This is a genomic window from Streptomyces sp. NPDC056169 (assembly GCF_042268445.1).
GTDB lineage: Bacteria > Actinomycetota > Actinomycetes > Streptomycetales > Streptomycetaceae > Streptomyces.
In genome coordinates, this window is record NZ_JBHJUO010000011.1 from 192,127 (window position 1) to 205,407 (window position 13,281).

The following is a 13,281-nucleotide window of genomic DNA, read 5'->3' on the forward strand; positions in this document are numbered from 1 at the left end:
GTCCCGGGGGAACTAGTACGCGTTCTAGTTCTGAGTGCAGTCTTATGACTGCTACCTCGGGTACGCAAGGGTCCGGGACGCAACAGTTCTCGCTCCGCCTCTTGCTACTTGGCGAACTCGTTACTAACTTTCCCGGCAGTTTCTGATGGGCCATCAGATAATCATCGGATAATGGAGCGTGTTGCCGATGCCCTGCCCTCACCTCCCCGAAGGGTTCGACGCCACGGACCCCGACCTCCTCCGTACCCGCGTACCCCTGCCGGAGTTCGCCGAACTGCGGCAGACCGCCCCCGTGTGGTGGTGCCCCCAGCCGGCCGGCGTCACGGGCTTCCAGGACGAGGGGTACTGGGCCGTCACGCGTCACGCGGACGTCAAGTACGTGTCCACGCACCCGGAGTTGTTCTCCTCGAACCTCAACACCGCAGTGATCCGCTTCAACGAGAGCATCGCCCAGGAGCAGATCGACGTCCAGAAGCTGATCATGCTCAACATGGACCCGCCCGAGCACACCCGGGTCCGCCAGATCGTCCAGCGCGGCTTCACCCCCCGGGCGATCCGCAGCCTGGAGACGGTCCTGCGCGACCGCGCCCGCGCCATCGCCGAGGAGGCCCGGCAGGGCGCCGGACCCGACGGCACCTTCGACTTCGTCACCCAGGTCGCCGTCGAACTGCCCCTCCAGGCCATCGCCGAACTCATCGGCGTCCCCCAGGAGGACCGCTCCCGGATCTTCGACTGGTCGAACAAGATGATCGCGTACGACGATCCCGAGTACGCCATCACCGAAGAGGTCGGCGCCGAGGCCGCCATGGAGCTCATCGGCTACGCGATGACCATGGCCGCGGCCCGCAAGGAGTGCCCGGCCGCCGACATCGTCAGTCAGCTCGTCGCCGCCGAGGGCCAGGGCAACCTCTCCTCCGACGAGTTCGGCCTCTTCGTCCTCCTCCTCGCCGTCGCCGGCAACGAGACCACGCGCAACGCCATCAGCCACGGCATGCACGCCTTCCTCACCCACCCCGACCAGTGGGAGCTCTTCAAGCGGGAACGGCCCGCGACCACCGCCGAGGAGATCGTCCGCTGGGGGACCCCCGTGGTCTCCTTCCAGCGGACCGCGACCCAGGACACCGAGATCGGCGGGCAGAAGATCAGCGCGGGCGACCGCGTCGGCATCTTCTACTCCTCCGCCAACAACGACCCCGAGGTCTTCACCGACCCCGAGCGCTTCGACATCACCCGCGACCCCAACCCGCACCTCGGCTTCGGCGGCGGCGGACCGCACTTCTGCCTCGGCAAGTCGCTCGCCGTCAAGGAGATCGACCTGATCTTCAACGCGATCGCGGACGTCCTGCCCGACCTCACGCTCGCGGGCGAACCCCGCAGGCTGCGGGCGGCCTGGCTGAACGGCGTGAAGGAACTCAGGGTCCGCACGGCATGAGCCGTGCGCCCGGCGGAACCGGATCACCACGGGCGGCGTCCGACCCCACATGCGGGGGACACACGGAACAAGCCCGACCACCGGACTCCTGGCCACCAGACTCCTGGCCACCGGCCGGGCCCTGGCCACCAGCCTGACCGGCCGGGCCCTGGCCGGCAGAGTCGTCACCATCGTCATCGCGCTGCTCGCGCTCCAACTCGGCCAGCTCGTCGCACCGGCGTACGCCTGCGGCTGCGGCGCCATGATCCCGGACAAGGCCGAACGCATCGGCGTCGACCGCGAGGAGTCGGCCGTCCACTGGGACGGCGACACCGAGACCGTCGTCATGCGCTTCCGCGTCCACGGGAACGCCCGGCGGGCCGCCTGGATCATGCCGGTGCCCGCCCGGGCCGACGTGTCCCTCGGCGACCCGGCGCTCTTCGACGCGCTCGACCGGCTCACGGAGCCCGAGCAGCGCGACCGCCACTACTTCTGGCCGCGCGAGGACGACTGGCCGTTCGACGACGACTACGGCGACGGAGCCGGGGTCGGAGCCCCGCCCCCCGGCGCGGACGCCGGCGTCGGGCTCGTCGGCCGCGAGCGGCTCGGCCCCTTCGACGTGGCCCGGCTGACCGCCACCGACCCCGACGCCCTCGGCGACTGGCTCCGCGCCAACGGCTTCGAACTCCCCGAACGGCTCACCGGCGCGCTGCGCCCGTACGTGGACCGGAAGTGGGAGTACGTCGCGGTCCGCCTCGCGCCCGAGGAGAAGGACGCGGTCCTCTCCGGCGAGCTCACCCCGCTGCGGATCGCCTTCGCCTCCCCCGAACTCGTCTACCCCATGCGGCTGTCGCGGCTCGCGAAGAACGCCCAGACGCTCGGCCTCCACATCCTCGCCGACCACCGGATGGAGCCGCGCTCCCCCATCGGAGGCGAAAGCCCCGAGGTCACCTTCGCGGGCCGGATCGACACCCCGGAGGGCGCGGTCGCCGGACTCGCGGGCTCGGGACCGACCTACCTCACCGCCCTGGAGCAGCGGTTCCCGCAGCCCGACCGCATCGACGACGACCACCACCTCCGCGCGGTCGCGGACACTCCGTACCGCGAAGTCGTCTACCACGACCGCCTGTTGACGTTCGGCGGCGGAATCCCCGCCTGGCTCGCGACGGTCGGCGGCGGCGCGCTGCTCGCGACGGCGGCGACGCTCCTCGCCGTACGCGCGTCGAGGCGCCGTCCGGACCCCACCCCAGGTGTACGTTCGCCCGCATGACGAACCCTCAGTGGAGCGAAGTCGACCGATACGTCACCGAGCTGCTCGCCCCGGCCGACGAGGCGCTGACCGGCGCGCTCGCCGCGTCCACGGCGGCCGGCCTGCCCGAGATCGCGGTCGCCCCGAACCAGGGCAAGCTGCTGCACCTGCTCGCCGCGATGCAGGGCGCCCGGAACATCCTGGAGATCGGCACCCTCGGCGGCTACAGCACGATCTGGCTGGCGCGCGCCCTGCCCGCCGACGGCCGGCTGATCACCCTGGAGTACGACCCCGCCCACGCGGACGTCGCCCGCGCCAACATCGCCCGCGCCGGCCTCGACAAGCTCGTCGAGGTCCGCACGGGCGCGGCCCTGGACAGCCTGCCGCAGCTGGAGGCGGAAGGCGCGGGCCCGTTCGACCTGGTGTTCATCGACGCGGACAAGGTCAACAACCCGCGGTACGTGGAGTGGGCGCTGAAGCTCTCCCGCCCGGGCACGGTGATCGTCGTCGACAACGTGGTGCGCGGCGGGAAGGTCGCCACCGCGCACCCGGACGACCCGGCGATCACGGGCACGCGCGAGATGTTCGAACTGGTGGCACGCGAACCCCGGCTGGACGCGACCGCGTTCCAGACGGTCGGCACGAAGGGCCACGACGGCCTGCTGCTGGCCCGCGTCGTCGGCTAGGGCCCGTCGGCCAGAGCGCGTGGCCAGGGGGCGTCAGCCAGGGGGCGTCGGCTAGGGAGTGTCCTGCCGCCACCCCACGAACAGCGGCACCTCCCCGTCGCCGTCGAGGACGACGACGCCGAAGGGCCGGTCGAAGGCGATCCGCTCCACCACGGTGGGGCGGGGCGCGGCCCCAGTCCGGGTCATCGTCACCTGGGTGACGGCCGCGGCCTCGACCCCCTCCTCGGCGACCTCCACGACGGCCTCCTGGAGGACCTTGTCGATGTACATGTCGGCCGCGGAGATCCCGGAGAAGTCGGCCTCGGGCCCCAGCGCGAGCCGGACGCCGAGGGCGTCGAGGTGCGGGCGGACGTCGGTCTTCGTCCGCAGCGTGAAACGCGGCAGCAAGAGGTCGACCGAGTCGGCCGCGAGCGGCGTCCGCTCCCGGGGCCCAGCCCCGTCCCCGTCCCCGGCCCAGGCGGCCGGCAGTACGTCACGGGGCCCGGCGCCCTCCGCCCCCAGCGCGAACCGCACCCGGGCCCCGCCCTCGCACGGCAGCTCGACGACGGCGACCCCGTCCACGTACCGGACCCACGCGGCGGGAATCCGCTGCCGCATGGTCGGTACGGGCCGGGTGACGCCGCTCCCGTCGGTGAAGGGCTCGTCGCGGGTCAGGTGCGCGGGGAAGGCGGTCCGCCAGGAGGCCTTCAGGGCGAGGGCGTTGAGCAGAACGAGGTCCTCGGACCCTTCGAGGTCGAGCGGCAGGGACGACATCCGCCCGCCGGTGACCCGCCGCACCCACGCGTCGAGCTCCTCCTGGGCGTCGGGGATCTCCCCCGACGACATGTCGTCCGTCGCTCCGAAGACCGAGTCGGGCAGGGCCTGGTAGGCCGCGCCGGGCAGCACCCCGAAGCCGACCCCGGGCAGCCCGCGCCGGAAGCCGTCCAGGATCGGCATCGTGCTCCACACCCCGGTCGCCACCGCGACCCCGTCCGTCCCCCCGAGCCACCGCCCGACCTCGGTCACGGCCCGCGCCGCCGCCTCCCCCTCGACCCCGAGCAGCCCCGCCAGCTCCTCCCCGGTCCGCCCCCGCGCCCCGGAGGCGACGGCCACGAGGGCCAGCCACAACCCGACGGGCGACACGACGAAGTCACCGCCGTCGCCGTCCGCGACACGGGTCAGCCAGCGCCCGGCCAGTTCTCGCACCGCGCCCGCTCCACCCGCCACCTCGAACCCGACCATGCCCACGCCACCCACACCCTGCCCCCTGTCTCGTCCGTCGTGCCTCACGAGCATGATGACCGCTCACACCGTCCCGACGTGCGGTGTAGGAGACTGCAGACACATGACCAAGGCCCGGCACAGCGCCCGGCCTGCAGGTACGTACTGAGAGGTGTCGTGTGCCCAGTGTGGTGAAGATCAACGTCCTGACCGTTCCGGCCGAGCAGCGTGAGGTCCTGGAGCAGCGCTTCGCCTCCCGCGCCGGGTCCGTGGAGGGATCCGACGGCTTCGAGTGGTTCGAGCTGCTGCGCCCGCTGGAGGGCACCGACCAGTACCTCGTCTACACCCGCTGGCGCAGCGAGGAGGACTTCCAGAACTGGATGAACGGCTCCATGAAGGCCGCGCACGGCGGCGGTGGTGGCGGCGAGGGCGGCGAGCGGCCGAAGCCGGCCGCTTCCGGGTCCACCCTCTGGTCGTTCGAGGTCGTGCAGCAGGCGTCCCCGAAGAACTGAGCTGCGCCCCAGGCCGTGCGCGCCGCACAATGGCGCGCATGACCTGGACCTTCTCCACCGAGCGCGTCGACACCCCGGACGCGTCCGCCCTCCGCCGTGACTACTACGACGACGTCGCCAGCCGCTACTGGAAGCGCCCCGCGACCGAGGCCGAGATCGACGAGGGGCTGACCAACGACGGGGTCGAGCTGCTCACGCCGCCGACCGGGCAGTTCTTCGTCGCGCGGTACGAGGGCAAGGCGGCCGGCTGCGGCGGGGTCCTCATGCTCGACGGCGAGCGCGGCGAGCGCGCCGAGCTGACCCGGGTCTTCCTGCGGCACGCCTTCCGCGGCCTGGGCGGGGCCGGGGCCCTGCTCGGCGAGCTGGAGGACGCGGCGCGCGGCCTCGGCGCCCGCCGGATGGTCCTCAACACCCGCCTGGACCTGGTCGAGGCACGCGCCCTGTACACACGGCACGGGTACGAGGAGATCCCGGCGTACTGCACAGGGCCGTACATGGACATCTGGTACGGCAAGCAGCTCTGACCGTGCTCTGACCGCGCTCTGACCGAGGGGTCAGCCGCTCCAGACGACGACGTCGAAGACGCCGCTCGTGTCGGAGCCCTGCCCGGTCACTTCCTTGACGGTCAGCCGGGCGAGCCTGCCGTCGTTCGTGCGGGCGCAGACGACCAGGCCCGTCTTCATCTTCATGTCCGTCGACGTCCCCAGGGTGTCGACGACACCGGCGCAGTCCGCGTGCGTCGGCACCTTCGCCGCGTCCTTCCACACCAGCGACTTGGCCCCGGCCTCGGGCCGCAGCATGGGGGTCGTGCCGAAGGGATAGACGGAGAAGTCGTTCTCCTCGTTGATCTCGGACTCCACGGGGGGCGCGGAGTCCAGATCCTTGTCCTCATCGAACGTGATCGCCAGGGCGCCCTGCCACTCGACCGTCCCGGCCGGCTTCGCGGGCGGGGTCGTGGGCGGGGTCGCCGAAGCCGACGACTCCGGGGACTGCGTGGAGTCCGTACCGCCCGTGGAGTCCGTGCCGGCCGTGGCGCCCTGGCTCTGCGACGCGTCCGAGGGAGCGTCGTCGCCGCCCCGGACTTCCTCGCCGGGCGTGGTGGTCGAGGTCGCCGGTGCCTGTGCGGCGGGCGGTGCGGGGTCCGCGTTGGTTTTGCCGCTGCTCACCAGGTACGTACCGACGACACCGATGACCGCCGCCACGAGAGTGGCACCCGCGCCGATCCAGGCCCCTCGGTGCGAGGCCGCGCGTGCCGGAGCGGCCGGTACCTGTGTGCCGTAGGCGCCGTTCGCGACGTACCCGCCGTTCCCGCCGTTTCCGTCGTTCGACCAGCCCTGACGTGGCTCTCCGCTGTTCATCCTGCCCATCCCCCCTGTGATGCGATCTTGAAGGGGACAGCCTACTGAGGGGCCCTGAACAGCCGTCATACAGGGTTCGCCGTCATGGAGTTCGCCCCTACGCGTGGTGGTCGCGCGGCGGTTCGGGGGTGTTCGGGCGCTCCCCGTCCGAGCCGTTCAGCTCCGCCGTCAGCTCCTCCACCAGCTGCACGAGGTCGGTCGGCCGGTCGGGGCCCCACCAGTCGCCGAGCAGCTCGGCGAGCGACTCCTCGCGCGCATGGGCGAGCTTCGTCGCCACCTCGACGCCCTCCTCGGTGAGGATCAGCTGGACTCCCTCCCGGGTGGCCAGCCGTCCCTCCTCCACCTGCCGGGCGGCTTCCGTGATCACCCGCAGGGGTACGGGGGTGGTCTCGGCGAGCCGGGCGGGTTCGACGGTGCCGTGGCGGCGGATCCGCAGCAGCAGCCAGCTCGCGGCGGGCTGCAGGTCGAGCCCGGCGCGGGCGGTGATCTTCACGTAGATCTCCCTGCGGCCCTCCCGGGAGCCGAGGAGGGAGAGCGCCCGGGCGCATTCCTCGTACGAGGAGCGCTCGACGGGGTTCGAGGCGAGGGTCTGGCTCGTGTCCGGGGCCGTGACCGCGCCGCGCAGCTTGTCCTCCTTGAGGAACCAGGCGACGACGAAGGCGACGAGGACGACCGGCGCCGCGTACAGGAACACGTCGGTGATGGACGTGGCGTACGCGTGGAGGACGGAGGGGCGGAGGTCGGCCGGGAGCTCGCCGATGGCGCGCGGGTCGGCGGCGACCTGTTCGGGGCCGATGCCGGGCGGGATCTCCTCTCCGGCGCCCGCCGCACTCGCGAAGACGTCGTCGAGTTTGTTCGTGAGCCGGCTGGTGAAGACGGTGCCGAAGACGGCGACGCCGAAGGACGCGCCGATGGAGCGGAAGAAGGTCGCTCCGGAGGTGGCGACGCCGAGGTCCTCGTAGGAGACGGCGTTCTGCACGACCAGGACGAGGACCTGCATGACGAGGCCCAGCCCGGCGCCGAAGACGAAGAAGTAGATGCTCATCTCCCACGTGGAGGTGTTCTCCGTCAGCTCGTTGAGGAGGAGCAGCCCGAGTGCGGTGAGGGCCGTGCCGGCGATCGGGAAGACCTTCCAGCGGCCGGTGCGGGAGACGATCTGGCCGGAGGCGGTCGTGGTGATCAGCATGCCGAGGACCATGGGCAGCATGTGGACGCCGGACATGGTCGGGGTGACGCCCTGCACCACCTGGAGGAAGGTGGGGAGGTAGGTCATCGCGCCGAACATCGCGAAGCCGACGATGAAGCTGATGACCGAGACCAGGGTGAAGGTCCGGATCCGGAACAGCTTCAGCGGCAGGACGGGTTCGGCGGCGCGCCGCTCGACGTGCACGAACCAGACGAGGAGTACGGCTCCGAGGACGGCGAGGCCGATGATCTGCGCCGAGCCCCAGTCCCAGGTGGTGCCGCCGAGGGAGGCGACCAGGACGAGGCAGGTGGCGACCGAGGCGATGAGGAAGGTGCCGAGGTAGTCGATGGAGTGGCGGGTGGAGCGCACCGGGATGTGGAGCACGGCGGCGATGACGAAGAGGGCGACGATCCCGATCGGCAGGTTGATGTAGAAGACCCAGCGCCAGGAGAAGTGCTCGGTGAAGAGGCCGCCGAGCAGCGGTCCGAGGACGCTGGTGGCGCCGAAGACGGCGCCGAAGAGCCCCTGGTACTTGCCGCGCTCGCGCGGGGACACGAGGTCGCCGACGATCGCCATCGACAGGACCATGAGGCCGCCGCCGCCGAGGCCCTGGAGGGCGCGGAAGCCGATGAGCTGCGGCATGTTCTGGGCGATGCCGCAGAGGGCGGAGCCGATGAGGAAGAGGACGATGGCGGCCTGGAAGAGCTTCTTGCGGCCGTACTGGTCGCCGAGCTTGCCCCAGAGCGGGGTGGCCGCCGTGGACGCCAGCATGTAGGCGGTGACCACCCAGGAGAGGTGTTCCATGCCGCCGAGTTCGCTGACGATGGTCGGCAGGGCGGTGGAGACGATCGTCTGGTCGAGGGCGGCGAGCAGCATGCCGAGCAGCAGCGCGCCGATCGCGACGAGGACCGTGCGGTGGCTCTGCCCCTCTCCGGGCAGGGGATCGCCACCGAGCTGGGACGGGCTCGTTTCCTGGGCCATGGGCATGTCTCCTCGGGCCGCTCCTCGGACAACTCCTCCATCCTGATCCGAATGTCCCTATATGGCCTGCTGGGGGGTGCTACCGGCCCCCTCCGGCCGGAGCGCCGAACAGGGGCAAGCTGCATAATCGCTCGCAGTTGTCTCGGGGAGGGGACCCATCATGACCGGACATGCCTGTCCTGAATGCGGTGGACAAAGACCTGGCTGCACCTGCGCCCAGGCGGAGATAGCGGCGGCCGAGGACTTCGATCCGCTCCGGATCCGTCCGTACGTGACGCTGGACGCGACGGAGCCGACGGGGGGTATGGGGCCTGTCGGGCCTATGGGGTCTGTCGGGCCTGCGGGGCTTATGGGGCCCGCGGGGCCTGGGGGGCTTGCGGGGCCCGCCGGGCCTGCGGGGGCTGCCGGGAGCTACGCGGCGGAGGACCCGCCGACGGCCCAGCTGGCGGCGATCCGCCCGGAGGGCCCGGGGGCGGCGCCAGGGCCGACCTCGTACGCCGACCCGCACGCCGACCCGTACCCCGACACGTACCCCGACACGTACCCCGAAGGCGACCCCTCCGAGACCATGCCGCTGTTGCTGCACGGCGTCGGCCGCGTCGTCGACCCGGCGGCCGAGCGGGAGCCGGCAGGGGGGCGCAGGCGCGGCATGGTGGTCGCGGCGGTGGCCGCCGTCGCCGTGGCGGGCACCGCGGCCTTCGCGGCGGCCGTCCTCGGCGGCACGGACGCGTCCGACGACCGGGCCTCCGGGCTCGAAGTGACCACGAGCGCGTCCCTCAACGTCGCCGTGTCGGAGGCCCCGTCCCCCTCCGCGTCGTCCGAGACCCCGGAGCCGAGCTCGACGCCCCCGTCCGTACGCCCGACCACCACCTCGGCCTCCGCCTCACCGTCCGCCACACCCACGCCCACCCCTTCCGACTCCCGGACCACCCCGGCCCCCGGCGCCACGACCGGCGCGGCGGCCCCTCCGGTCGCCACCGCCACGGCCACCCCGACGACCGCGACGCCGTCGACCGCGACCACGGCCCCGCCCACCTCACAGGCCCCCGAGGAGACCGAGGAGCCCACGACCACCCTGGACTACGGCTCCACCGGCCCCGAGGTGGTGGAGCTCCAGGAGCGCCTGACCCTCGCGGGGGCGTACCACGGCAGCATCGACGGGGAGTACAGCCAGGAGGTCTGGCGCGCGGTGAAGAGCTACCAGTCCTGGATGTTCATCGAGGGCGACCCGAAGGGCGTGTACGGCCCCCACACGCGCGAGGCACTGGAGCGGAGCACCTGGCTCTGAGGCACCTCCGGGACGGCCGCGGGACCACGGAACGCGGACCGGTTGGCCAAGACGCCCTCCGGTTTTGTATCGTAGAAAAACAAAGTGGCCCCGCCCGTACACCCTGACCGGCGGGCGGGACCGCTTCGTTCTCCGTACCCCTCTCGGGAGACCCGATGCCTGCCACCACCCCGGCACAGCTCACCGCCCGCGCCCTCCTCCTCGACATGGACGGCACCCTCGTCAACTCGGACGCCGTCGTCGAGCGCTGCTGGCGCCGCTGGGCCGAGCGGCAGGGTCTCGACGCGGACGCCGTCCTCAAGGTCGTCCACGGCCGCCAGGGCTACGCGACGATGGCCGTCCTCCTCCCGGACCGCCCGATGGACGAGAACTACGCCGACAACCGGCTGATGCTCGCCGAGGAGACCGCCGACCTGGACGGCGTCGTGCCCGTCCCCGGCGCCCCCGCCTTCCTGGCCGCGATCGCCGAGGTGCCGTACGCCCTGGTGACCTCGGCCGACGAGGCCCTCGCGCAGGCACGGATGGGGGCGGCGGCCCTGCCGATGCCCGGGATCCGGGTCACCGCCGAGTCCGTCGGGGCCAGCAAGCCGGACCCCGAGGGCTTCCTCAAGGGCGCGGCCGAGCTGGGCTTCGCCCCGGCGGACTGCGTCGTCTTCGAGGACTCCGAGGCCGGTATCCAGGCGGGCCGCGCGGCCGGCATGCGGATCGTGGGCGTGGGCCCGCGCGCGGCGGCCTTCGCTCCCGACCTCCACGTCGAGGACCTCACCCGACTGCGGGTCGAAACGGCGACCGACGGCACGATCACCCTCACCGCCCTGGCATAGCCCCCTCACCGCCGCGGCGTAGGGCTCACCGCCGCGGCGTAGGGCTCACCGCCCCATCGCAGGGCTCACCGCCCCGCCGCAGGGCTCTCCGCGCCCGCCTCCCGGGGCCGGGTGATCCGGCCGCGCGCGACCAGCTCCAGGGTGGTCGCGGCGGCCACCGCCTGCACCGCGAGCAGCGCGATGAGCACGAAGAGCTGGACGGCGCCCGCGTGCAGCGGTGACGCGCCGCCGAGCAGCATGCCGACGAAGGCCCCCGGCAGCGTCACGAGCCCCACCGTGCGCGTCTGGTCCATGCCGGGGAGCAGCGCGTCCGCCGCGGCCTTCCGCGCCACTTCGAGCCGCGCGTCCCGCTCGATCAGCCCGATCGCGAGACCCGCCTCCACCTCACCCCGCCGCGTCTCCAGCTCGTCGAGCGCGCGCCGCCCCGCGAGGACGGTGGCCGTGAGCGCCCCGCCGACGAGGATGCCGGTCACGGGGACGAGCGTGATCCCCTTGACCGGTACGAGTCCGGTCACGACGAGCGCGAGGACGACGGGCGCCACGGCGGCGGCGATCGGCACGCCCGCCCACCACCAGCCGCGCCCCGGGGCGGGCACGACCCGCCGCCCCGCCGTCCGTACCGCCACCGCGTACATCAGGAGCAGGAAGCAGAGCAGCAGCGGTACGGAGCGGACGACCCACCCGATCACGAGCGAGACGGCGATCAGCTGGACGGCGGCGCGCACGCCGGCGAGCAGGGTGTCGCGGGCCCGGCCGAGGTGCGCGAGGGCGACGACGCCGGCGGCGAGGGCGAGCAGGACGGCGAGTACCGCCCCAAAGGTGACGTTCACGTCCAGAAGCACACGACCACAGTAGAGCTCTCGCGCAACGCGGGGACGCCGGGCGGAATCTGGCGCTCCATCAGTCACGCCGCACCCCTTGATGTGACGTGCTCATGTCGCCACCCTGTTACCTGGCGCACCCCCCAACGAAACCTGGCGCCGCCACGATGACCGGGCCAGCGCCCGGCACCCCCGCGGGGACGGCACCCAGCCAAGGTCCCCCCACCTCAAGGGAGTTCCCATGCCCGTCGGCATGATCTACGCGCGTCGACTCGCCGTACTCGCCACCTCCGCCGCCCTCACCGTCACCGGCCTCCTCGCCACGGCACCGGCCGCCCAGGCCGCCATGCCGACCCCCGTCAGCGCGGCCACCGCCCGTACCTACCTCGCCGCCCTCACGGTCAAGGCGGAAGGTTCCTCCTCCGGCTACAGCCGGGATCTCTTCCCGCACTGGATCACCCAGTCCGGGGCCTGCAACACCCGCGAGACGGTCCTCAAGCGCGACGGCGTGAACGTCGTCACCGACTCCAGCTGCGCCTCGGTCAGCGGCAGCTGGTACTCCGAGTACGACGGCGCCACCTGGACCGTCGCCTCCGACCTCGACATCGACCACATGGTCCCCCTCGCCGAGGCCTGGCGCTCGGGCGCCAACGCGTGGACCACCGCGCAGCGCCAGTCCTTCGCGAACGACCTCACCCGGCCGCAGCTGATAGCCGTGACGGACAACGTCAACCAGTCGAAGGGCGACCAGGACCCGGCGGAGTGGCTGCCCTCGCGCACGTCGTACCGCTGCACGTACGCCCGGGCGTGGGTGCACGTGAAGTACTACTGGAACCTCAGCGTCGACTCCGCGGAGAAGAGCGCCCTGCAGTCCGTCCTCAACGGCTGCTGACCACACAGCCCCTGAACCACCGTCACCACGGCGGCCCCGGGGAGTGAACCGCACCACACACTCCCCGGTGGCCGAATGTTGAACTTGCAAGTACTAGTGAGGGGTGCCTAACCTTACGGCTTCGTCGGTTTCCGTCCCCCGCACCCCGTCCTCCCCACGGACGGGGTCAGGCCGAAGGAGTTCCCCCCATGAGCACCACCAGCCAGAACAGCCTCACAGCCCGCCTGAACCAGGCCCAGCCCTACGCGCTCGGCCTGTTCCGCATAGTCGTCGGCCTGCTCTTCGCCTGCCACGGCGCCGCCTCGCTCTTCGGCGTCCTCGGCGGCACGATGGGCGGCGGCACCGTCCCGGCCGGCACCTGGCCGGGCTGGTACGCGGCCGTGATCCAGCTCGTCGGCGGCGTCCTGGTCCTGGCCGGACTCGGCACCCGGAGCGCCGCGTTCATCGCCTCGGGCTCGATGGCGTACGCGTACTTCAAGGTCCACCAGCCGGAGGCCCTCTTCCCGCTCCAGAACGGCGGCGACACCGCGGCCCTGTTCTGCTGGGCCCTCGTCCTGCTCGTCTTCACGGGCCCGGGCGCGCTGGCCCTCGACGGACTCTTCGGCGCCCGGAGCGGCGCGGCCACGAGGACCGGCGAGGAGCACGAGAAGCAGGGCGCGCCGATCGCGGCCTGAACCACGCCCTGATGGAAGGCGCCGGAAACCGGAGGACGGTTTCCGGCCTTTTCCGTACGCGGCACCCGGCCCGCCGCGCACCACACCCCAGCCCCGCCCTCAGCCGCACCCCCAGCCCCGCCCCACACCACCCCACCCCAGCCCCGCCCAGCCCCGCCCCGCCCCGGCAGGGGCTTCCCCCCACACCCGCACCCATCCG

The 13,281-nt window shown here is 72.4% G+C and carries 13 protein-coding genes; 9 read left to right on the top strand and 4 right to left on the bottom strand.

The window, feature by feature from the left end; translation table 11 throughout:
• The first annotated feature begins 187 nt into the window (after positions 1-187).
• The 3 genes from ACFC0G_RS19715 to ACFC0G_RS19725 are packed head-to-tail and all read left to right on the top strand — an operon-like array spanning position 188 to position 3,346.
• A complete protein-coding gene (locus tag ACFC0G_RS19715) occupies positions 188-1,432 on the top strand; it encodes a cytochrome P450 (RefSeq protein WP_376404865.1) in 1,245 nt (414 codons plus the stop codon).
• A gap of 49 nt (positions 1,433-1,481) precedes the next feature.
• Positions 1,482-2,681 (top strand): DUF2330 domain-containing protein, encoded by a 1,200-nt coding sequence (locus ACFC0G_RS19720; RefSeq protein WP_376404867.1) that lies wholly within the window; start codon positions 1,482-1,484, stop codon positions 2,679-2,681.
• Positions 2,678-3,346: an O-methyltransferase gene (locus tag ACFC0G_RS19725; protein WP_376404869.1), complete on the top strand. Its 669-nt coding sequence runs from the start codon at positions 2,678-2,680 to the stop codon at positions 3,344-3,346. Before ACFC0G_RS19720 ends, ACFC0G_RS19725 begins: the two co-directional genes overlap by 4 nt.
• Positions 3,347-3,397: 51 nt before the next feature.
• On the opposite strand, the gene ACFC0G_RS19730 is transcribed toward ACFC0G_RS19725, so the two are convergent.
• Entirely contained in the window at positions 3,398-4,567 is a 1,170-nt protein-coding gene (locus tag ACFC0G_RS19730) for a serpin family protein (protein WP_376404871.1), read from the bottom strand.
• Positions 4,568-4,725: 158 nt separating this feature from the next.
• Between ACFC0G_RS19730 and ACFC0G_RS19735 the strand changes: the two genes are divergently transcribed.
• Positions 4,726-5,058 carry an antibiotic biosynthesis monooxygenase family protein gene (locus tag ACFC0G_RS19735; protein WP_376404873.1) on the top strand — a complete coding sequence of 111 codons (333 nt, stop codon included), beginning with the start codon at positions 4,726-4,728 and terminating at the stop codon, positions 5,056-5,058.
• 29 nt (positions 5,059-5,087) lie between these two features.
• Complete coding sequence (locus ACFC0G_RS19740; RefSeq protein ID WP_376404875.1) at positions 5,088-5,582, top strand: GNAT family N-acetyltransferase; 495 nt, start codon at positions 5,088-5,090, stop codon at positions 5,580-5,582.
• A 30-nt stretch (positions 5,583-5,612) separates the two neighbouring features.
• Here ACFC0G_RS19740 and ACFC0G_RS19745 read toward each other — a convergent pair whose 3' ends face one another.
• Entirely contained in the window at positions 5,613-6,416 is an 804-nt protein-coding gene (locus ACFC0G_RS19745) for a hypothetical protein (RefSeq protein WP_376404877.1), read from the bottom strand.
• A 97-nt stretch (positions 6,417-6,513) separates the two neighbouring features.
• Complete coding sequence (locus ACFC0G_RS19750) at positions 6,514-8,583, bottom strand: DHA2 family efflux MFS transporter permease subunit (RefSeq protein WP_376404879.1); 2,070 nt, start codon at positions 8,581-8,583, stop codon at positions 6,514-6,516.
• 349 nt (positions 8,584-8,932) lie between these two features.
• Between ACFC0G_RS19750 and ACFC0G_RS19755 the strand changes: the two genes are divergently transcribed.
• Both ACFC0G_RS19755 and ACFC0G_RS19760 read left to right on the top strand, forming a co-directional pair.
• Positions 8,933-9,871, top strand: a complete 939-nt coding sequence (locus tag ACFC0G_RS19755) for a peptidoglycan-binding protein (protein WP_376404881.1) — start codon at positions 8,933-8,935, stop codon at positions 9,869-9,871.
• 155 nt (positions 9,872-10,026) lie between these two features.
• Positions 10,027-10,695, top strand: coding sequence for an HAD-IA family hydrolase (locus ACFC0G_RS19760; RefSeq protein ID WP_376404883.1), 669 nt, complete (start codon positions 10,027-10,029; stop codon positions 10,693-10,695).
• 65 nt (positions 10,696-10,760) lie between these two features.
• Here the strand turns inward: ACFC0G_RS19760 and ACFC0G_RS19765 are convergent, their stop codons facing one another.
• Entirely contained in the window at positions 10,761-11,537 is a 777-nt protein-coding gene (locus tag ACFC0G_RS19765) for an ABC transporter permease (protein ID WP_376404885.1), read from the bottom strand.
• A 220-nt stretch (positions 11,538-11,757) separates the two neighbouring features.
• On the opposite strand from ACFC0G_RS19765, the gene ACFC0G_RS19770 reads away from it, so the two are divergent.
• The gene (locus ACFC0G_RS19770; RefSeq protein WP_376404888.1) at positions 11,758-12,408 is read left to right on the top strand and encodes an HNH endonuclease family protein; all 651 of its coding nucleotides are present in this window, start codon (positions 11,758-11,760) and stop codon (positions 12,406-12,408) included.
• 188 nt (positions 12,409-12,596) lie between these two features.
• Positions 12,597-13,082 carry a DoxX family protein gene (locus ACFC0G_RS19775; RefSeq protein ID WP_376404890.1) on the top strand — a complete coding sequence of 162 codons (486 nt, stop codon included), beginning with the start codon at positions 12,597-12,599 and terminating at the stop codon, positions 13,080-13,082.
• Positions 13,083-13,281 lie beyond the last annotated feature (199 nt).